At 48.5% G+C, this 17,951-nt stretch carries 20 protein-coding genes; 16 read left to right on the top strand and 4 right to left on the bottom strand.

Annotated features, from left to right (window positions below; translation table 11 throughout):
* Positions 1 to 39: 39 nt before the first annotated feature.
* Entirely contained in the window at positions 40 to 1,329 is a 1,290-nt protein-coding gene (locus U9S71_RS18950) for a DUF2851 family protein (RefSeq protein WP_326329318.1), read from the top strand.
* Positions 1,329 to 1,550, top strand: a complete 222-nt coding sequence (locus U9S71_RS18945) for a PspC domain-containing protein (protein WP_079718338.1) — start codon at positions 1,329 to 1,331, stop codon at positions 1,548 to 1,550. The genes U9S71_RS18950 and U9S71_RS18945 overlap by 1 nt, the downstream gene beginning before the upstream one ends.
* A 24-nt stretch (positions 1,551 to 1,574) precedes the next feature.
* On the opposite strand, the gene U9S71_RS18940 is transcribed toward U9S71_RS18945, so the two are convergent.
* On the bottom strand, positions 1,575 to 2,225 hold the full coding sequence (locus U9S71_RS18940) for an ankyrin repeat domain-containing protein (RefSeq protein WP_326329317.1): 651 nt from the start codon (positions 2,223 to 2,225) through the stop codon (positions 1,575 to 1,577).
* Between the two features lie 554 nt (positions 2,226 to 2,779).
* Between U9S71_RS18940 and U9S71_RS18935 the strand changes: the two genes are divergently transcribed.
* From U9S71_RS18935 to U9S71_RS18880, 12 genes are all read left to right on the top strand, one after another.
* On the top strand, positions 2,780 to 3,805 hold the full coding sequence (locus U9S71_RS18935) for a COG1470 family protein (protein WP_326329316.1): 1,026 nt from the start codon (positions 2,780 to 2,782) through the stop codon (positions 3,803 to 3,805).
* Positions 3,806 to 3,808: 3 nt separating this feature from the next.
* Positions 3,809 to 4,792 carry an ABC transporter ATP-binding protein gene (locus U9S71_RS18930; RefSeq protein WP_326329315.1) on the top strand — a complete coding sequence of 328 codons (984 nt, stop codon included), beginning with the start codon at positions 3,809 to 3,811 and terminating at the stop codon, positions 4,790 to 4,792.
* Entirely contained in the window at positions 4,776 to 5,840 is a 1,065-nt protein-coding gene (locus tag U9S71_RS18925) for an ABC transporter permease (RefSeq protein ID WP_326329314.1), read from the top strand. Before U9S71_RS18930 ends, U9S71_RS18925 begins: the two co-directional genes overlap by 17 nt.
* A gap of 102 nt (positions 5,841 to 5,942) precedes the next feature.
* On the top strand, positions 5,943 to 6,503 hold the full coding sequence (locus U9S71_RS18920; protein WP_326329313.1) for a UbiX family flavin prenyltransferase: 561 nt from the start codon (positions 5,943 to 5,945) through the stop codon (positions 6,501 to 6,503).
* A gap of 108 nt (positions 6,504 to 6,611) precedes the next feature.
* A complete protein-coding gene (locus U9S71_RS18915; protein WP_326329312.1) occupies positions 6,612 to 7,883 on the top strand; it encodes a dihydroorotase in 1,272 nt (423 codons plus the stop codon).
* Positions 7,883 to 8,551, top strand: a complete 669-nt coding sequence (locus tag U9S71_RS18910; protein WP_326329311.1) for a hypothetical protein — start codon at positions 7,883 to 7,885, stop codon at positions 8,549 to 8,551. Before U9S71_RS18915 ends, U9S71_RS18910 begins: the two co-directional genes overlap by 1 nt.
* A gap of 15 nt (positions 8,552 to 8,566) precedes the next feature.
* Positions 8,567 to 9,151 (top strand): DUF4199 domain-containing protein, encoded by a 585-nt coding sequence (locus U9S71_RS18905; RefSeq protein WP_326329310.1) that lies wholly within the window; start codon positions 8,567 to 8,569, stop codon positions 9,149 to 9,151.
* Between the two features lie 6 nt (positions 9,152 to 9,157).
* Positions 9,158 to 10,108, top strand: coding sequence for a glycosyltransferase family 2 protein (locus U9S71_RS18900; protein WP_326329309.1), 951 nt, complete (start codon positions 9,158 to 9,160; stop codon positions 10,106 to 10,108).
* A 3-nt stretch (positions 10,109 to 10,111) separates the two neighbouring features.
* Entirely contained in the window at positions 10,112 to 11,113 is a 1,002-nt protein-coding gene (locus tag U9S71_RS18895; RefSeq protein WP_326329308.1) for a glycosyltransferase, read from the top strand.
* Between the two features lie 80 nt (positions 11,114 to 11,193).
* Positions 11,194 to 11,466: a hypothetical protein gene (locus U9S71_RS18890; RefSeq protein ID WP_326329307.1), complete on the top strand. Its 273-nt coding sequence runs from the start codon at positions 11,194 to 11,196 to the stop codon at positions 11,464 to 11,466.
* A complete protein-coding gene (locus U9S71_RS18885) occupies positions 11,463 to 12,227 on the top strand; it encodes an MBL fold metallo-hydrolase (RefSeq protein ID WP_326329306.1) in 765 nt (254 codons plus the stop codon). The genes U9S71_RS18890 and U9S71_RS18885 overlap by 4 nt, the downstream gene beginning before the upstream one ends.
* A 79-nt stretch (positions 12,228 to 12,306) precedes the next feature.
* A complete protein-coding gene (locus tag U9S71_RS18880; RefSeq protein WP_326329305.1) occupies positions 12,307 to 12,459 on the top strand; it encodes a lmo0937 family membrane protein in 153 nt (50 codons plus the stop codon).
* On the opposite strand, the gene U9S71_RS18875 is transcribed toward U9S71_RS18880, so the two are convergent.
* Both U9S71_RS18875 and queA read right to left on the bottom strand, forming a co-directional pair.
* Positions 12,456 to 13,148, bottom strand: coding sequence for a 2-C-methyl-D-erythritol 4-phosphate cytidylyltransferase (locus tag U9S71_RS18875; RefSeq protein WP_326329304.1), 693 nt, complete (start codon positions 13,146 to 13,148; stop codon positions 12,456 to 12,458). The two genes, U9S71_RS18880 and U9S71_RS18875, sit on opposite strands and share 4 nt — an antisense overlap.
* Before the next feature lie 32 nt (positions 13,149 to 13,180).
* A complete protein-coding gene (gene queA / locus U9S71_RS18870) occupies positions 13,181 to 14,230 on the bottom strand; it encodes a tRNA preQ1(34) S-adenosylmethionine ribosyltransferase-isomerase QueA (RefSeq protein ID WP_326329302.1) in 1,050 nt (349 codons plus the stop codon).
* Positions 14,231 to 14,369: 139 nt separating this feature from the next.
* Here queA and U9S71_RS18865 point away from each other — a divergent pair, with 139 nt between their 5' ends.
* Positions 14,370 to 15,617 carry an ABC transporter permease gene (locus tag U9S71_RS18865; protein WP_326329412.1) on the top strand — a complete coding sequence of 416 codons (1,248 nt, stop codon included), beginning with the start codon at positions 14,370 to 14,372 and terminating at the stop codon, positions 15,615 to 15,617.
* Between the two features lie 5 nt (positions 15,618 to 15,622).
* On the opposite strand, the gene U9S71_RS18860 is transcribed toward U9S71_RS18865, so the two are convergent.
* Positions 15,623 to 16,828: a pyridoxal phosphate-dependent aminotransferase gene (locus tag U9S71_RS18860; protein WP_326329301.1), complete on the bottom strand. Its 1,206-nt coding sequence runs from the start codon at positions 16,826 to 16,828 to the stop codon at positions 15,623 to 15,625.
* 121 nt (positions 16,829 to 16,949) lie between these two features.
* Here U9S71_RS18860 and U9S71_RS18855 point away from each other — a divergent pair, with 121 nt between their 5' ends.
* A complete protein-coding gene (locus U9S71_RS18855) occupies positions 16,950 to 17,921 on the top strand; it encodes a cation diffusion facilitator family transporter (protein WP_326329300.1) in 972 nt (323 codons plus the stop codon).
* Positions 17,922 to 17,951 lie beyond the last annotated feature (30 nt).

Genomic DNA, 17,951 nt, shown 5'->3' with positions numbered 1-17,951 from the left:
ATTCCTACCTTTGGTTGGCTTTACCTATAGCCCAGTTATATGACCTTGTCTGAAGATATATTGCATTTTATTTGGAAGTACCGGCTGTTTACCACCCAAGACTTACGCACCCAATCGGGCAAACAGATCCGCGTTCTCCATATGGGGACCCACAATCATGATGCTGGGCCCGATTTTCTGGCGGCACGTGTGGTCATCGACGGGGTCGATTGGGGCGGTAATGTAGAGATACATGTGCGAGCGTCCGATTGGGACCGACACCGGCATCACCAAGATGAAGCTTATAACAACGTTATTCTACACGTGGTTTACGAAGACGATAAGGACGCTTACCGTGAAGATGGCACACAGCCTGAAACATTGGAATTGAAACCGCGGATATCCGCTACGATCTTGCCACGGTATCGGGAACTCATGAGCGGCATGTGGTGGATTCCGTGTGAAAAAATGATTCACAGGGTTCCGCAGTTTCATTTGTCGCAATGGTTATCCCGTCTATTGATGGAACGTTTTGAGCATAAAATTTCGACCATATATACGTTGTTAGACCAACAACGTGGCAGTTGGGAAGACACCTGCTACATCTGGATGGCACGGAGTTTCGGGTTCAAGGTGAATGCCGACGCCTTCGAACAATTGGCACGGAGCCTGCCATTGTCCGTAATTGGAAAACATAAAAATAATCCACTGGCGGTAGAGGCCCTGTTTTTCGGGCAAGCTGGGATGTTAGAAAATCAGAAGTTCGAAGATGCTTACCCACAGGCACTCCAGCGCGAATACGCGCATTTGCGGCAGCTACATTCGTTGCGTCCCATGGGCGGGGCACCGTGGCGTTTTATGCGGACACGGCCGGGGAATTTTCCGACGGTACGCATTGCGCAGTTTGCGGCCCTTTGCTTACGGTCTACGCAGTTGTTTTCCATCATCACCAACATCAAGGACATAGGATTCCTGAAGACATTTTTTGACGACCTTCCGGTAAGCCTCTATTGGCTTAAGCATTATCGCTTTGATTCGCCGTCGTCTCCAGGAGGAAACCAACTGGGTGAACGGTCGGTCGATATATTGTTGATCAATGCGGTAGCAGGCATAATATTTGCCTATGGCAAATATATCGGTAAAGAAACGTATCTTTACCGAGCGGTAGCCCTGCTCGAAGCACTTAAGGTAGAGGATAATGCGGTTTTGCGCCGTTTTTCCGCGATAGGGGTAAAGGTAGCGCAAGCCGCCGAGTCACAGGCTTTGTTACAAATGAAAACGTTTTATTGCGACAAGAAAAAATGTTTGGATTGCGGTGTGGGGTTGCAATTGATTAAACACGGTGAATGATGGTAAAGCGAATTCTCTTGTTTTTCGAACAACGTTCCTTTGGGGTCTGCACCTATATCGGTGAACGTTTGGGTATCTCCATTTCCAAACTCAGGTTGTTCTTTATTTATACCTCTTTTCTAGCGGTGGGCTTTCCGATTATCTTTTATTTTTTAGCTGGCATCGTCTTGGATTTCCGGAATTACATCAAACGCATGCGCCATCGGCTTTGGGATGTTTAATATGCGGTGATTAGCCAGCCGTTGCTACGCTTTCAGTATACTAGCGATTTCGTTATGCCCTTTTTCGCTGGCCAAGTCTGATGCGGTTTTACCCATTTCGTTCTTGATTTCTACTAACGCACCGTTTTCCAATAAGAGGATGATGAGGTCGATGTTGCCAGTTTGTGCTGCCAGGTGCAATGGGCTGGTGCGCGAGGTTTGTAACACGTTCACTTCTCCTCCCGCCTCGATGAGCATCTTGGCGATACCATCAAAGCCCGACCCAATAGCAGCATGCAACGGATACACGTTGTAGCCATTCTTGGAATGGGCATTGGGATCGGCACCTTTTTCCAATAGGAAGCGTACGATATCCTCATTTCCGAAATGCGTTGCCATTCCTAGAGGGGTAAATCCGTGGTCAGAAATCATGTTCAGCACCTCCGCATCGTTTTCTACCATCGCGTGTACCTGTTCAAGCAGGTTGGCTGCTGCCGCTTCGTGTATGCTCACCTCATTGATGTGCCTAAGCAATACTTTTGCAATTTGGGGCTTGTTATAATAGCAGGCGAGTAGAAGCGGGGAGATTTCGTGACTGGTTTTCTGATTGCAGAGCGCAGGGTTCCCATTCAGCAAATCGTCGATGGCTATGCTATCGCCTTTCTCTATATATTCTTCTAGTAGACTAAGACTCATTTTTTCTCTTTGGATAGTCAAACAAACTAAATACAAGGACGAAATAACTAAAAATTTATGAAACCTGCATGAGGTCATTCAAGCTTTCTTGCCCTAAAAGAGAACTTAGATTAGACCGAAAATTGCCACAACGTCATATTGTTGTAGTATTACGTCTACAAAAAAGCCTTTTTGGTATATATTTGTTTGGTATACTCAATCTTTGATGTACTTTTGTAATGCCCTCCCAAAGGGCATGTTTTTCATAGGTAGATGTAGGGTCGAATATTTAGTTATTCGGCCCTTTTTTCTTACTCGTCCCATTTCCCGTTCGCGTCCTGCAAAAATGTTAAAAAATGTGAAATTATTTTCGAAAAAGTAGTGTTTTTATACATTTGCTCATACAATTTATCATTTCTAAAAAAACCAATTTTCGTATGTTAACACGTGCCATTACTTTACCAAAAGTTATCCTTTTACTATTGGTGTTGTGCGGAGTGGTTCCCATTCCGTGTGTGCAGCGCGTTACTGTTGCACAAAGTTTGTCCCTTTACACACCTTATACTAAAATTTCAGTGCCTCCGGGCGAATCCATTGATTATTCAGTGGATGTGATCAACAATGGCGGGGGCATCAGGAGTGCTGAGCTGACCGTTTCGGGCTTGCCCGAGGGGTGGTCTTATGAGCTGAAATCGGGCGGGTGGGCTGTAGAGCAGCTTTCCGTATTACCCCGAGAAAAGAAAAATGTTTCCTTCAAGGTACAGGTGCCTTACAAAGTAGAAAAAGGGACTTACCAGTTCAGGCTTGCAGCAAGAGGCGCCAGCAGCCTACCGCTCACGGTGGTGGTGTCTGAACAGGGTTCCTTTAAATCGGAGTTTAATACCGATCAGGCCAATATGGAAGGGGCAGCCAATTCAACATTTACTTTTAACGCCACGCTCCGGAATCCATCCAGTGAAGACCAGGTCTACGGTCTGCGGGCACAGGTACCACAAGGGTGGAATGCGCTATTCCGCGCAAACGGCAAGCAAGTGTCTTCTGTAAAAGTAGATCCCAACCAAACGCAGAATATTACCATTGAGTTGGATCCGCCCGATCAACTTGGTGCGGGGAAATATAAAGTTCCAGTAGTTGCCTCAGCGAGTGGAATGTCTTCCAATTTGGAGCTCGAAGTGGCTATTACAGGGTCGTATAACCTCGAGCTGACCACCCCAACCGGGAGGTTGAGCACATCCATTACCGCGGGCGGTGATGAAAAGGTGGAGCTCTTGGTGAAAAATACGGGGTCAGCACCGCTCAAAAACATCGAAATGAAATCGTCGGCACCGGTAGACTGGACCGTGGCCTTTCAGCCTGCAAAAATTGACGTGATTGCCCCTGGGCAACACGCTCAGGTTGTGGCAACCATCGAATCGAGCGGGAAAGCCGTGGCGGGCGATTACGTGACCAATCTGGAGGCCAAAACCGCCGAAAAGACGGCTACGGCATCACTGCGCGTATCTGTGCGCACTCCGTTGCTTTGGGGATGGCTGGGCATCGTCATCATTCTTGGTTCACTGGGTGGCGTTTATTATTTGTTTCGCAAATATGGAAGGAGGTAGCCCGTGGATCAGTCAATTATTGAACTTAAGGGGCTTACTAAACGGTATGGCGATTTTACAGCCGTCGATAGCCTCGACCTCTCTGTAAACAAAGGGGAGATTTTTGGACTATTAGGCCCAAACGGCGCGGGCAAGTCGACAACCATTTTGATGATGTTGGGGCTTACCGAGCCCACGTCGGGCGTGGTGCAAGTGTGTGGAATAGACTCCACGACAAATCCCATTGAGGTGAAGCGCAGGGTAGGCTACTTGCCAGACGATGTGGGGTTTTATGAGCAGTTGAGTGGCCGCGAGAACCTGCTCTACACGGCTAGGCTCAACCGTCTTTCGCCAAGTGAAGCGGCCTTGCGTGTTGATCATCTTCTGGCGCGCGTGGGCTTACAACAAGCCGCTGGGAAAAAGGTCGGTAAATATTCGCGGGGAATGCGGCAGCGTTTGGGCTTAGCCGATGTATTGGTGAAAAACCCCGAGGTCATCATTCTCGATGAGCCGACCTTGGGGATAGACCCCATTGGCGTGCGCGAGTTTTTGGAGCTGATCGTGGCGTTAAGCCGCGAAGAACGGATAACCGTATTGCTTTCTTCTCACCACTTGCACCAAGTGCAACAGGTGTGCAATCGCGTGGGCATATTTGTGGCTGGGAGGCTTCTTGCAGAAGGGCGTGTAGCCGACTTATCGCGCGCGCTGTTTTCGGATAAGGAACCGTACATCATAGAAGTCGGTGTCGATACGGGGGGATTGGAAAATGCGGCCGAGCGGATTTCGGCCGTTGAAACTGCCGTGCTCGAGTTGGGCCCCGTAGTAACCGCCACATTTGATGCCGATAAACTACGTGTAGGCAGTGAGGAAGATATTAGCGCCGATGTCGCACGAGCCGTGGTCAATTCCGGTGTGGGTCTTACCTCCCTGACGATGAAGGAATACGGTTTGGATGATATTTATACAAAATATTTCGAGGGGGGCGAGGCGTATGGAAAAATTGCATAATATGGTCACGCAGTTGAAAGGCAATCGCTGGGTAACCAAGGTATCTGATGCCGCGGAGCGACTGCGTTCGAAAATGAGTGAACGGAAGGCCCAAAGGGCCATTCATCCTTTTTGGGTCATCGTTCAAAAGGAAATATCCGACCATGTGCGCAGCTGGCGGTTCAACATCCTATTGTTCCTGATCCTGTTGACTTGTATTGGCTCGCTTTACACATCGATTACCAATCTGGTAAATGAGCTTTCGAAATCCAGCAGTGCAGACGACCCGTTTCTCTTTTTAAAGTTGTTTACCCAATCGGATGGTTCATTACCTCCGTTCCATGTTTTTATTGGCTTTCTCGGCCCTCTGCTTGGTATAGGGCTGGGCTTCGATGCCATCAATTCAGAGCAGAACTCGGGAACATTGAGCCGCATCATGGCACAGCCTATCCACCGCGATTACTTAATCAATGCGAAGTTTGTCGCTGCGTTGGCGGTAATTGGCGTCATGTTTTTTGCCCTGGGTTTTCTGGTGATGGGGTTTGGTCTGTTTATTATTGGTATCCCACCTACGGCCGCGGAGTTTTTGCGGATTACTTCTTTCCTGTTGTTGAGCGTTTTGTACGTGGCGTTCTGGCTCAATTTAGCAGTGTTTTTGTCTATTCGATTCCGCCAGGCTGCCACATCGGCGCTTACGGCAATTGCCATTTGGTTGTTCTTTACTGTCTTCTACCAGCTTATCGTCAATATGATTGCCCGGGCAATGGCGCCACCCGAAATGGTACTGCAAGAGCAACTGATGGCTTATCAGCAGTTTGTGGGTAATCTTATGCGTGTCGTTCCCAGTCAGCTGTATACCGATGCGACCACGACTTTATTGATGCCGTCGGTAAGGAGCTTGGGCCCGCTGACGATGCAACAGACCTATGGGGCCATTCCGAGTCCGCTGCCATTGGGTCAAAGCCTGTTGATTGTCTGGCCGCAGCTTACCGGGCTTATCGCGGCAACCGTTGTGTGCTTTGCGTTGTCATATGTTTCCTTTATGCGAAAAGAAATTCGCTCACGTTAGAAGCCATGCGCGTGAGGCCTTCATCACGAATAGGTGCCCCCGGCGTGAGGTGAGTTTGTAATTAAAAAGCGATTTGGTTATGTTTGACAAACTTTCATAACGATGAAGCGTAAGGTTGTTGTTGCCATAACCGGAGCCAGTGGTTCCATTTATGCCAAAGTGTTGCTAGATAAACTGATGGCATTGAATACCCAGTGGGATACGGTGGCGCTGGTGATGTCTGATAATGCCCGGGATGTATGGAAATTTGAGTTGGGGAATGCTAGCTACGCGGATTACCCATTCAAGCTTTACGAGAAAAATGACTTCTACGCGCCGTTTGCGTCTGGGTCGGCTCGGTTTGATACGATGATTGTGTGTCCATGTTCGATGGGTACATTGGCGAGGATAGCACATGGTACCTCGTCCGATTTGACCACCCGTGCCGCAGACGTGATATTGAAAGAACGACGAAAGCTTGTTTTGGTGCCACGGGAGACGCCACTGAGTGTGATCCATCTCCGTAATATGCTGACGGTTACCGAGGCTGGAGGGATCATCTGCCCGGCAAGTCCGTCGTTTTACAGCCTGCCAAAAAACACTGAAGAGATTGCTGCAACAGTAATTGATCGCGTGCTGGTCCTGGCGGGCTTCGAGTTGAATGGTTATGAATGGGGGCAATAGCAGATTCTGAAAATAAATAGTTGCCATTACGACGGATTTTGTACTTTTGTTAGTTAATGAATACATACACCGCCATAAATCCACCCCTTTTGTTTTTTTACGATATCCATGGATAACCTACTCATCAAGTCTGCCAAAATTGTTTTTCCCGACACGCCATTTCGTGACCATGAGCGGGATGTGTTGATTAAAGAGGGCGTGGTTACCAAAATTGCTGCACGCATCAAGGCCGATGGCAATCGCCAGACCGTTGTTGACGCAAAAGGACAATACTTGGCACCGGGGTTTTTTGATATGAACGTGAATTTCGGCGAGCCGGGACTAGAGACCAAAGAAGACATCGTGTCTGGATGCGCCGCTGCAGCTGCCGGAGGGTTCACGGGTGTAGCTGTCCAACCCAATACCCAGCCGTCACTGCACAGTCGATCTGAAGTGGCGTTGATCGTGAATCGCGCCAAATCCTTGCTTGTAGATGTGTATCCTATCGGTACGATAAGTAAAAAACGCCAGGGCGAAGAACTGGCCGAGTTGTATGATATGAAGTTGGCAGGGGCGGTAGCATTCGGCGACGGCGACAAACCTGTGCAACAGGCAGGGTTGATGAGTAGGGCGCTGCTATATAGTAAGGGGTTTAACGGTCGTATTATATCCTATCCCGAAGATGTGTCCGTCGCTGCCGGTGCAAAGATGAACGAGGGGATTACCAGTACGTACCTTGGGATGCGCGGTAATCCGAACTTAGCAGAGGCACTGATGGTTGCCCGCGATTTGTACCTAGCCGAATATAACGATGCGCCAATCCACTTTGCTACCATCAGTACCGCCGGAAGCGTAGATCTGATCCGTCGGGCCAAGGCACGAGGCATATCCGTTACCTGTGAAGTAGCGGCCCACCACTTGGTGATGACGGACGAGCTGGTTGTCGGCTTCGATAGTAACTATAAAGTGAGTCCGCCGCTTCGTACAGCTGGAGACCGCAAGGCGCTTCTCAGGGGCCTCAAGGACGGCACCATCGATGCCATCGTATCCCAACACACCCCGCACGAGATCGAATATAAGGAGGTCGAATTTCAGATTGCTGCAGAAGGTATCGTTGGACTGCAAACCGTACTGCCATTAGCCCTCCAAGCGGGATTGACAGTTGAGCAGTTAGTGGAGAAGTTGGCCATTGGTCCGCGGCGTGTTCTGGGACTGCCCATCCCCGAGTTTAAGGAAGGTGCTGCCGCCAACCTCGTTTTGTTTGATATCGAGAGGGAATGGCGTTTCGACCAGCAAACAAACTACTCCAAATCAAGTAATAGTCCGCTGTTCGGCAGCACCCTTAAAGGGGCCGTAACAATGGTGTTCAATAAACGTCAAATAGCAAACACACAAATCTAATGGACCAACATATTCACAACGCGCTTGGGAAATGCCTGCAGGACTATGCCGAGGCAACGCAAATGGAAGTGTCGCCCGTACTTATTCCGCTGGTTGACGTATTTGAAAGCGATAGCGCCTTTTTAGACAAAGTGGCACGAGCTGATGCCATTTTTGACAACCACCCCCGTTTTGAGGAATTGCGAGAAATCACCTTCGACCTCCTGTTGATGAATTTCTTTGCCGCCGATGTGGAAAAGCTGGAAAGCGATTATCTGGAGTCGGAAGCGTGGGACGCGATTGAGGAGCAGACCATTGACCGGGGCACGGAATTGCTTAACCTGCTGCTCTATTTCCGCGAATGTGCAGATGAACAGATCGAGCCGCAATTAGACGATTACCTCAAGGAATTTTTATTGGTAGATGAAGACGAATTCCAAGATGAACACCGCATTTATGAACCGATTATTGCTAACCAGCTGTTGGTGGATAGTGCGTATGACGAAATAGCGAAGGTTGCGGCTACGATTCCCAAAAACCAAGAGCTTGCCGACTTGTTCTATCCGATAATGAGTTTCTTTTATGAACAACATCCAACAGATGCCGACTTGGCAGCATATACAACGGACAGTGCCAATCCGGCGTTTGATAATGCTGTATACGGATTATTGGTAGCCTATCATCATTAATAAACACACATAACCATGACAACAAATCCGAATACCGAAGAAAAGGTGAGCGCAAAGCGCGCGGCTCTCACTAATGCACTGATCTGGGCAGTAATCAATATCATTATTTTCCTATTGGTATATTATGCATCGCCAACATTGATGGCAAACCCAGCCTTTAGCTTTATCACCATGGCAATCGGTATTGGTCTTGCCATTTATTTTACGATAGACCTTCGTAAAAAAATAGGTGGCTATTGGTCGTTCCGCGTGGCCTTAGGTAATATTTTCCTGATGTTCTTCGTGCAAGTGGTTATTTTTACGGTTTTTACCACCGCGTTTGGCAAATGGATTGAACCATCTTATACTGAATGGCGTTTGGAAGAAGCCCGAAACCAAGCCGTTGTACAAGCCGAACAGATGACCAGCGACCAAGATCAGGTTGATGAGATGATAGCACGATCGGAGAAATGGTCTAAAATGCTTATTGATCCGGGCTTTAAAGAGTTTACGATGATATTGGCCGTCATCGCGATTTTTTACTTCATCGGCGCGCTTATTTTTGCCGCTATTTTCAAACGCGAACGCCCGGTTTTTGCGCCGGTTGATCAGGAACAGTAGATCTTGATGGATATTTCTGTTGTCATTCCCTTATATAATGAGGCGGAATCATTGCCGGAGCTTACGGCATGGATTCGGCGTGTGATGGACGACCATCGTTTCCGTTACGAGATTATTTTGGTTGATGACGGAAGTACAGACGGTTCATGGACGGTTATCGAAGGCCTAAAGGTCATGAATCCGAAAATATCCGCGGTCAAGTTCAGGCGAAATTACGGCAAGTCTGCGGCGCTAAACGTGGGCTTCGCTGCGGCGCAGGGCGACGTGATCATTACCATGGATGCCGATTTGCAGGATAGCCCAGACGAAATTCCCGAGTTATACCGCCGCATTACGCAGGATGAGTTTGACTTGGTGTCGGGGTGGAAGCAGAAACGCCATGATCCCCTCAGTAAGACAATGCCCACCAAACTTTTTAACGCGGTGACGCGGAGCATGTCGGGTATCCACAACCTGCACGATTTCAACTGCGGATTGAAGGCCTATCGGAAAGAGGTGGTGAAGAGCATCGAGGTCTATGGCGAGATGCACCGCTACATCCCGGTGCTTGCCAAATGGGCAGGCTTCCGGCGTATCGATGAACAGGTCGTTCAGCATTTCCCCCGTAAATACGGTACCACGAAATTCGGTCCGGGACGATTCATCAAGGGCTTTTTGGATTTGCTTTCTATTTTTTTTGTTGGCAAATTCGGTAAACGGCCCATGCATTTTTTCGGCACCATGGGGGTGCTGAGTTTCCTCACCGGCTTTGTTATTGCCGTGTGGCTCGTGGTGGAGAAGCTGGTGAGCATTGCTAACCAAAGCCCTTATCGGAATGTAACCGATCAGCCCCTGTTTTTCTTTGCGCTTATCGCTATCGTTATCGGTACGCAACTGTTCCTTACGGGATTTGTTGCCGAGCTTGTTTCCAGAAACGGTGTAGACCGTAACAATTATCAAATAGAGAAAGTCATTTAATCCATGTTTTTCTCGATAATCATTCCCCTTTATAACCGACCGCAAGAAGTTGGTGAACTACTCGATAGTCTCACCAACCAAACGTATTCGTCTTTTGAGGTGTTGGTCATCGAAGATGGCTCGACGATCGATGCCCGGCAGGTTGTGGAGGCTTATCGGGAGCGGCTTGATGTGCATTATTACGTTAAGCCGAATGCAGGGCAGGGGTTTGCCCGTAATTTCGGTTTTGAACAGGCCAAAGGGGATTATTTCGTCGTTTTTGACTCAGACTGCTTAATTCCACCGGATTACCTGGCGACAGTAGCTGCTTTTCTGGCAACGACATGGCTCGATGCCTATGGTGGCCCCGATGCGGCCCACGATTCTTTTACCCCTATACAGAAGGCCATCAGTTACGCCATGACCTCTCCGTTTACCACGGGTGGCATTCGCGGCAACCGGAAGCATGTCGGGCAGTTTCATCCGCGCAGCTTCAATATGGGCGTGTCAAGAGCAGTATGGGAGCGGGTCGGCGGGTTCAAACTCGCCCGGCTCGGCGAGGATATCGAATATAGTATCCGTATTCAGGCGTCGGGCTTTCGAATTGGGCTTATCCCCGATGCGGTAGTGTTCCACAAGCGGCGAACGGATTTCAAACAGTTTTATAAGCAATTGCATTTTTTCGGTCGTGCGCGTATTAATATTTACAAACACTTTCCTGCTGAGCTCAAGTTCGTTCATTTTCTGCCGGCTTTGTTCGCTCTGTTTTTAATTGCTTTGTTGCTGTTCAATTTATGGTACGCGGTATCCGATGCTCCTACTGCCACGTGTATTGGGCTACTGGCGATGGTGGGTAACCTATTACTCGGTATATACACGGCGTTGCTTTTTATCCACGCGCTCGTGTCGACCAAGCGGTTAACTGTGGCGTTGTTGGGCGTGGTCGCTTCATTTATCCAACTTTGTGCCTATGGATTCGGATTCATGCAAGATTTTTTTAAGCGCGTGGTATTGAGGCACGGTTGAGAAGCGCGGCCGTGTTGATAAATCGACTTTGCTATTTCGTAGGATGAATTGTATTTTGGCACATCGAAATCTGATTGCGTTTGATATCTAATACACAACATAGCCTTGATAAACTGGAAACCTTGTTGAAAGACTTAGGCTATAAAGTGCGTTATGAAAAAGGTAATTTCAAAACTGCGGCCTGCATGCTTGAACACAGTAAGGTGGTGGTGGTCAATCGGTTTTCAAACATAGAAACAAAAATCAGCTCACTCGTGGGTATCCTAAGGGATATGCCAACCATCGATGCGGAATTGGATGAAAAGCAGCGGCAATTTTTACGAAGTATCAAACAAACTAGACTCACGGTTTGACGGTTAAATTTTTAGGTACGGGTACGTCCCAAGGTGTTCCGGTCATTGCGTGCGACTGCGCGGTGTGTACCTCATCAAATGTGAAGGATAACCGCTTGCGGTCTTCTGTATTGATCGCATTGGAAGGCAAAAACCTGGTAATCGATACCGGGCCGGATTTCCGCTATCAAATGCTGCGTGAGCGTGTTACCCATTTGGATGCTGTACTGTTTACCCATTCGCACAAAGACCATGTGGCAGGGTTGGACGACGTCCGCGCTTTCAACCGGCAACGGGGTGCAGCTGTTGATATTTATGGTACGCGGGATGTGCACGAAGCGCTGCAACGCGAATTTTACTATGCTTTTTCAGCAAAGCGGTACCCGGGTGTGCCGATGCTCAACCTGCATGAAATCACGTCCACGCCCTTCCGGCTGTTCGACCACGAAGTGATTCCTATAGAGGTGATGCATTATTTGATGCCGGTTTTGGGCTTTCGTATTGGCGATTTCACCTACATTACTGATGCGAAAACCGTGGACGATACGGAAGTCGAAAAGATAAATGGCACCAAAGTTTTGGTCGTCAATGCACTGCAACACGAGGCGCACATTTCGCATTTTACCCTAGACGAAGCGGTGGCATTCGCACAACGAATCGGTGCCGAACAAACCTATTTCACACATATTAGCCATCGGCTCGGCCTACATCGTGAGGTTGAGGCGGCGCTGCCAGATGGCATTTTCCTCGCTTATGACGGCTTGCAACTCTCGATTTCTTGATAGCTGATTGCAGCCTACGCAAACCTTTTGTGATTGCTGGTGTTATAGTAGATGATTGTTAAAATTTAACCTCAGTATTATGGGAAATTTGCTTTATATCATTGCAGTAGTCCTCGTGATTGTTTGGGCAATCAGCTACTTTGGTGGCTATGTAACAGGCGGGATTATTCACGTTTTGTTAGTAATCGCGATTATCGCGATTTTATTGCGCGTCATCCGAAGCGCGGCCTAGGTACTTTTCCCCAGAAGGATTTCAGCGATATGGAGGTCTTCGGGAAAGGTGATTTTGATATTATGGGTATCTCCATCCACTAACGTGATGGGATACCCTTTTTTTTCTACTATCGATGCGTCGTCGGTAAATGAATGGTCTTCATCCTGCTCATACGCATCGCAAAGGATAGCGCCGTTAAACGACTGCGGCGTTTGCATCAAGTAAACGTAAGATCGGGGTAGTGCATTGTTTTTCAATCCGTTTTCACTTGTTATCCGTACGGAATCGGTACTCGGTCTAGCCAGTGCAGCCGCACCCGTGCGAGCAGCTTGCTGATAAGTTTTATCAATGAGGGTAGTCGACACCAGCGGTCGGGCGGCATCGTGCACCGCAATTATGCTGTGTGTCAAGTCAGCCCCCGTCGATTTTATCTCAGATAAGCCATTCTTTACACTTTCGAAGCGGCTTTTCCCACCATTCACCACGGTATGAGGTACGGTAAAACGATAGTTTTCGCATAGTGCCGACCAGTCGTCGCGTAGCGATGGATGCAAGACCACGATGATTTGCGGTGAACTGCCACTACGGTGGAAAGCGAGCATGGCATGCATCATCACCGGAAGGCCATCCAGCAGCAGAAACTGCTTGGGTATATCGGCGCCCATGCGACTACCCGTTCCCCCCGCTACAATAATCGCATAATTCATGTTTAGCTATGGCATTCGGGATTGATATGAACCTATATGATCAACATGGCGTCGCCGTAGCTATAAAAACGGTATTTTTCTTTAACGGCAACTTCGTAGGCATTCATCACATTTTCATAGCCACCAAAAGCTGCGATCATGACCAACAGCGTTGATTCGGGCGTATGGAAATTGGTGATCATGCTATTGGCGATGCTGAATTCGTATGGCGGATAGATGAACTTGCTCGTCCATTCACTTGCCGGTTTGAGGTGCTTGTCGGCAGATACTGCCGATTCGATAGCTCGCATGGAAGTGGTGCCGACCGAACAGACGCGTCTTTTTTCGTCGATGGCTTTGTTCACTGTTTTAGCAGCTTCTTCAGGGATGAAAAACTGCTCTGAATCCATTTTGTGTTTGGTGAGGTCTTCTACTTCCACCTGGCGGAAAGTTCCCAGCCCCACATGGAGCGTAACCTCGGCAAACTCGATTCCTTTCAACTCCAAGCGCTTCATCAGTTCGCGGCTGAAATGAAGTCCGGCGGTAGGAGCAGCCACGGCACCTTCGTGCTTGGCAAATATAGTTTGGTAGCGGAATTTGTCTTCCGGCGTTGCTTTACGCTTGATGTACTTGGGTAGGGGGGTCTCGCCGAGCACTTCGATGTTGCGACGGAACTCTTCGTCCGTACCGTCAAACAGGAAGCGGATAGTACGGCCACGCGAGGTGGTGTTGTCTACCACTTCGGCTACCAACAGGTCGTCTTCACCGAAATACAGCTTATTTCCTACGCGGATTTTACGGGCGGGATCTACCAAAACATCCCAAAGGCGAAGGTCCTTGTTCAATTCGCGCAAAAGGAACACTTCAATGGTGGCACCGGTTTTTTCCTTATTTCCATACATCCGGGCAGGGAAAACCTTGGTGTTGTTGAGGATCATCACATCCTTATCGTCGAAATAATCCAGCACATCCCGAAAAATCTTATGCTCTATTTTCCCTGTTTTGCGGTCGAGTACCATCAATCGTGATTCATCTCGATGGTCGGCCGGTTCGTAGGCAATTAGCGATTCAGGTAAATTGAACTTAAACTGTGATAGCTTCATTGTTGACGTGAATTTTAGATGGCGGCATACCGATATGCCAACCGTGTAAATTAGCGTGCAAAGTTAGGAAATTATTTAATATTATAATGTGTATTTTTGGCTGTAACTAAATGCGATTTGAGTCGTCTTATTAGATATGATGTTATTTCTGAGGTTAATCGGCGAGAGTTTTGGTTTTGCGTTTACAGCATTGCGCGAAAACCGCACGCGAACGTTTCTGTCGTTGCTTGGTGTAACCATCGGTATCCTCATCATCATCGGCGTGTTTTCGGCGGTAGACACCCTGCGTGCCAACTTGGAGAACAGCGTGGAGAAATTGGGTAGTAAAACGCTTTATGTGCAAAAATGGCCTTGGGGCGGTGGCGAGGAATATCCTTGGTGGAAATACGTGAACCGCCCGGATCCCGACATACGCGACTTCAATGCCTTGCGCGACCGGATGACCACGGCCGAAGCCATCACGTTCAATATCGATGTGGGCAATCGTATGGCCCAATATGGTAACAACAATGTTTCTGGGATTACCGTCTCGGCCGCTTCGCACGATTTGTATGATATCCGTAAGCTCGAAATCGTGGAGGGCCGGTATTTTACGGCGTCCGAATCCGACCGGGGCAGCAATGTCGCCGTCATCGGGGCCACCATCGCCGAGGGCCTGTTCCCCGGTGGTGCAAGTCCGGTCGGCAAATCCATCAAGGTACTGGGCCGGAAAGTTACCGTTATTGGGATTTTCGAAAAAGAAGGTGAGGGGATGATATTTGACGTGTCAATGGATAACACCGTTCTCATTCCACTCAATTTCGGTCGCAACGTAATCAATATCCGACGCGCCGATTCCTATATTATGGTGAGCGCACAGCCCAGCATTTCGCTGGATGAAACCGAAAGTGAGTTGCGCGGTACGATGAGGTCTATTCACCGGCTCAGCCCACAGGAGGAAGATGATTTCTCACTCAATAAAACCACCATTATCACCGCTCAATTGGATGCCATGTTCAGTGTCATCAATATGGCCGGAGGTTTTATTGGTGTCTTCTCTATTTTGGTGGGTGGCTTCGGCATTGCCAACATCATGTTTGTTTCGGTTAAGGAACGTACCCATATTATCGGCATCCAGAAGTCTCTGGGCGCCAAGAACTATTTCATTCTATCTCAATTCCTTATTGAAGCAATAGCCCTGTGTATTATCGGTGGGTTAGCTGGCTTATCTATTGTTTACTTCCTTGCCTTTTTGGTTAAGATCACCTTCGACCTAGCCATTGTGGTCAATGTGGGCATGGTTATTCTTACCATTGTACTTTCCACCTTGATTGGTCTCATTGCCGGTATCATACCTGCAGCCATGGCGGCACGATTAGATCCCGTTGAGGCGATTAGGAGTAAGTAAATAAGTTAAACCAACTTACCCAACGCTTCTTTTATCCGCCGGAGGGCTTCTTTGAGCGCATCGTCAGATGCCGCGTACGAAATCCGGATGTAGTTGTTGTTGCCGAATGAATCACCGCCAACGGTAGCCACATGCCCTTCGTTGAGCAGGTAAAGCGCCAGGTCCGCTGAATCCTTGATGGTATTGCCCTGCGGGTCTTTTTTGCCAAAGAACGCGCTGATGTCGGGGAAGAAATAAAATGCACCCTGTGGCCGGTTCGTTTTCACGCCCGGAATGTCTTTCAATAGGTTATACACCAGTTCGCGGCGCCGTTCGAACGCATTTTTCATTTCCAGTACGGTTTCCAATCCCTGCTCATAAGCCGCAATTCCTGCGCGCTGGGCAATGGAGCATGTGCCGGAGGTGGTTTGACCCTGTAGCTTGTCGTTAGCAGCGGCAATTTCCTTGCTTGCTGCCAAATAGCCCAGCCGCCAACCGGTCATCGCGAAGGCTTTCGAAAAACCATTGATTAAAATGACGCGGTCTTTGATGCTTTCAAACTGTGCAATGGATTCGTGTTTGCCGATGAAGTTGATGTGTTCGTAAATCTCATCGGAAATGATATAAATGTTCGGGTGCTTTTCAAACACACGTGCCAACCCTGCAAGCTCACCTTTGCTATATACGCTGCCTGTGGGGTTACAGGGCGACGAAAACATGAATAATTTGGTCTTGGGTGTGATGGCGGCTTCCAGTTCTTCGGGCGTGATCTTAAAGTCACTTTCTATGGTAGCGTTGATAAATACCGATTTCCCTTCGGCCAGCGTAACCATTTCCGAATACGATACCCAATAGGGGGTAGGGATGATTACTTCATCACCCGGATTAATCAGCGTGAGGATGGTGTTGGATAGGGATTGCTTGGCTCCGGTAGAAACCACAATCTGCGATACATCGTAATCCAGGTTATTCTCTGTTTTCAGTTTATTTACAATCGCTTTCCGCAGGTCGGGATAGCCCGGAACCGGCGAATAACGCGTATAATTTTCGTCAAGCCCCTGCTTCGCAGCCTGCTTCACATGGTCCGGCGTATTGAAATCCGGTTCGCCCACGCTGAGGCTGATCACATGGATACCTTTAGCTGCCAATTCACGACCTAACTTCGTCATTTTCAAGGTGGCCGATTCGGACAGGTTGTTAATCCTGTCGGAGAGAATAGATGGTGTACTCATGGGGGGCAAACTTAGGAAAAGTTGCGCATTAATTGTTACAAATTCAGGTGAAATTTTGCCGATGGGATAACTTCAAAGCAGTTCTACCGATTTCACTACCTTTGCGTAAACAATTCAGGGTTTGAACAAACAAAAAAACATCATTCGCATTGCACTGGCCACTGGTATCGTGCTGATGCTGGTGAAGTTTACAGCCTATCTGCTTACCAACTCCAATGCGATACTGACCGATGCGATGGAAAGCATCGTCAACGTTGTCGCATCGGGCTTTGCATTTTATAGCATCACCCTGGCTGCGCGGCCGAAAGACAGCAATCATCCTTATGGCCATGGTAAGGTGGAGTTTTTTTCGGTTTTCCTCGAAGGGGGGCTCATTTTGATTGCTGGTGTGCTCATCGTTGGGAATGCCGGCTATAAGATCTTTTTTCCCGAACCCGTGGGCAATCTGATGAGCGGTATAGGGCTGATCGCTTTTACCGGCATCGCCAATTTTGTCCTTGGCAGCTACATGGTGCGACAAAGCCGTGTACTCAACTCACTGACGCTGCAAGCCGATGGCAAGCACCTGCAGACCGACGCCTACAGCACGGTAGGGTTGTTGGTTGGCCTGCTGGTTATGTATTTTACCGGACAGGTGTGGATCGATATTGTGCTTTCGCTGGGGTTGGGACTGTACATCCTCTGGAGCGGCTATAAGCTGCTTCGTAAATCAATCGCTGGGTTGATGGATGAATCGGACACTAAGTTGGTTAGCGAGATTGCGGCAATACTACAACAGCACCGCGAAGACGACTGGATAGACGTACACAACCTCCGTGTTCAGCGGTATGGCCACGAACTCCATATCGACTGCCATGTAACCTTACCCAATTATTACGACCTCAACCGGGTGCATGATGAGGTGTCTGCCATAGACGAACTGGTGAACACCCACCTACATGCCGATACCGAGCTGTTTATCCATGCAGATCCTTGTATTCCAAACTGCTGCAGTTACTGCCGTGTTGAAAACTGCCCGATCCGGAGCACACCCCATCAAAAAGACGTGCCGTGGGATGAAGAAATCATCAGCAAGAACGAGAAGCATTTCTAACCTGCCCCCGAATTTATCGGTAACTTTAGA

This window comes from Parapedobacter flavus (assembly GCF_035818675.1).
In the GTDB taxonomy this organism is placed as follows: domain Bacteria; phylum Bacteroidota; class Bacteroidia; order Sphingobacteriales; family Sphingobacteriaceae; genus Parapedobacter; species Parapedobacter flavus.
This window is presented reverse-complemented; position numbering and strand designations above follow the sequence as displayed.

What these genes read in the sequence shown, in the direction of transcription:
- U9S71_RS18920 (WP_326329313.1), top strand. Translation starts at nt 5,943, where the DNA reads ATGAAGCGTAAGGTTGTTGTTGCCATAACCGGAGCCAGTGGTTCCATT.
- queA (WP_326329302.1), bottom strand. Translation starts at nt 14,230, where the DNA reads ATGAAGCTATCACAGTTTAAGTTCAATTTACCTGAATCGCTAATTGCC.
- U9S71_RS18945 (WP_079718338.1), top strand. Translation starts at nt 1,329, where the DNA reads ATGGTAAAGCGAATTCTCTTGTTTTTCGAACAACGTTCCTTTGGGGTC.
- U9S71_RS18895 (WP_326329308.1), top strand. Translation starts at nt 10,112, where the DNA reads ATGTTTTTCTCGATAATCATTCCCCTTTATAACCGACCGCAAGAAGTT.
- U9S71_RS18900 (WP_326329309.1), top strand. Translation starts at nt 9,158, where the DNA reads ATGGATATTTCTGTTGTCATTCCCTTATATAATGAGGCGGAATCATTG.
- U9S71_RS18865 (WP_326329412.1), top strand. Translation starts at nt 14,370, where the DNA reads ATGTTATTTCTGAGGTTAATCGGCGAGAGTTTTGGTTTTGCGTTTACA.
- U9S71_RS18950 (WP_326329318.1), top strand. Translation starts at nt 40, where the DNA reads ATGACCTTGTCTGAAGATATATTGCATTTTATTTGGAAGTACCGGCTG.
- U9S71_RS18915 (WP_326329312.1), top strand. Translation starts at nt 6,612, where the DNA reads ATGGATAACCTACTCATCAAGTCTGCCAAAATTGTTTTTCCCGACACG.
- U9S71_RS18925 (WP_326329314.1), top strand. Translation starts at nt 4,776, where the DNA reads ATGGAAAAATTGCATAATATGGTCACGCAGTTGAAAGGCAATCGCTGG.
- U9S71_RS18860 (WP_326329301.1), bottom strand. Translation starts at nt 16,828, where the DNA reads ATGAGTACACCATCTATTCTCTCCGACAGGATTAACAACCTGTCCGAA.
- U9S71_RS18875 (WP_326329304.1), bottom strand. Translation starts at nt 13,148, where the DNA reads ATGAATTATGCGATTATTGTAGCGGGGGGAACGGGTAGTCGCATGGGC.
- U9S71_RS18910 (WP_326329311.1), top strand. Translation starts at nt 7,883, where the DNA reads ATGGACCAACATATTCACAACGCGCTTGGGAAATGCCTGCAGGACTAT.
- U9S71_RS18880 (WP_326329305.1), top strand. Translation starts at nt 12,307, where the DNA reads ATGGGAAATTTGCTTTATATCATTGCAGTAGTCCTCGTGATTGTTTGG.
- U9S71_RS18940 (WP_326329317.1), bottom strand. Translation starts at nt 2,225, where the DNA reads ATGAGTCTTAGTCTACTAGAAGAATATATAGAGAAAGGCGATAGCATA.
- U9S71_RS18905 (WP_326329310.1), top strand. Translation starts at nt 8,567, where the DNA reads ATGACAACAAATCCGAATACCGAAGAAAAGGTGAGCGCAAAGCGCGCG.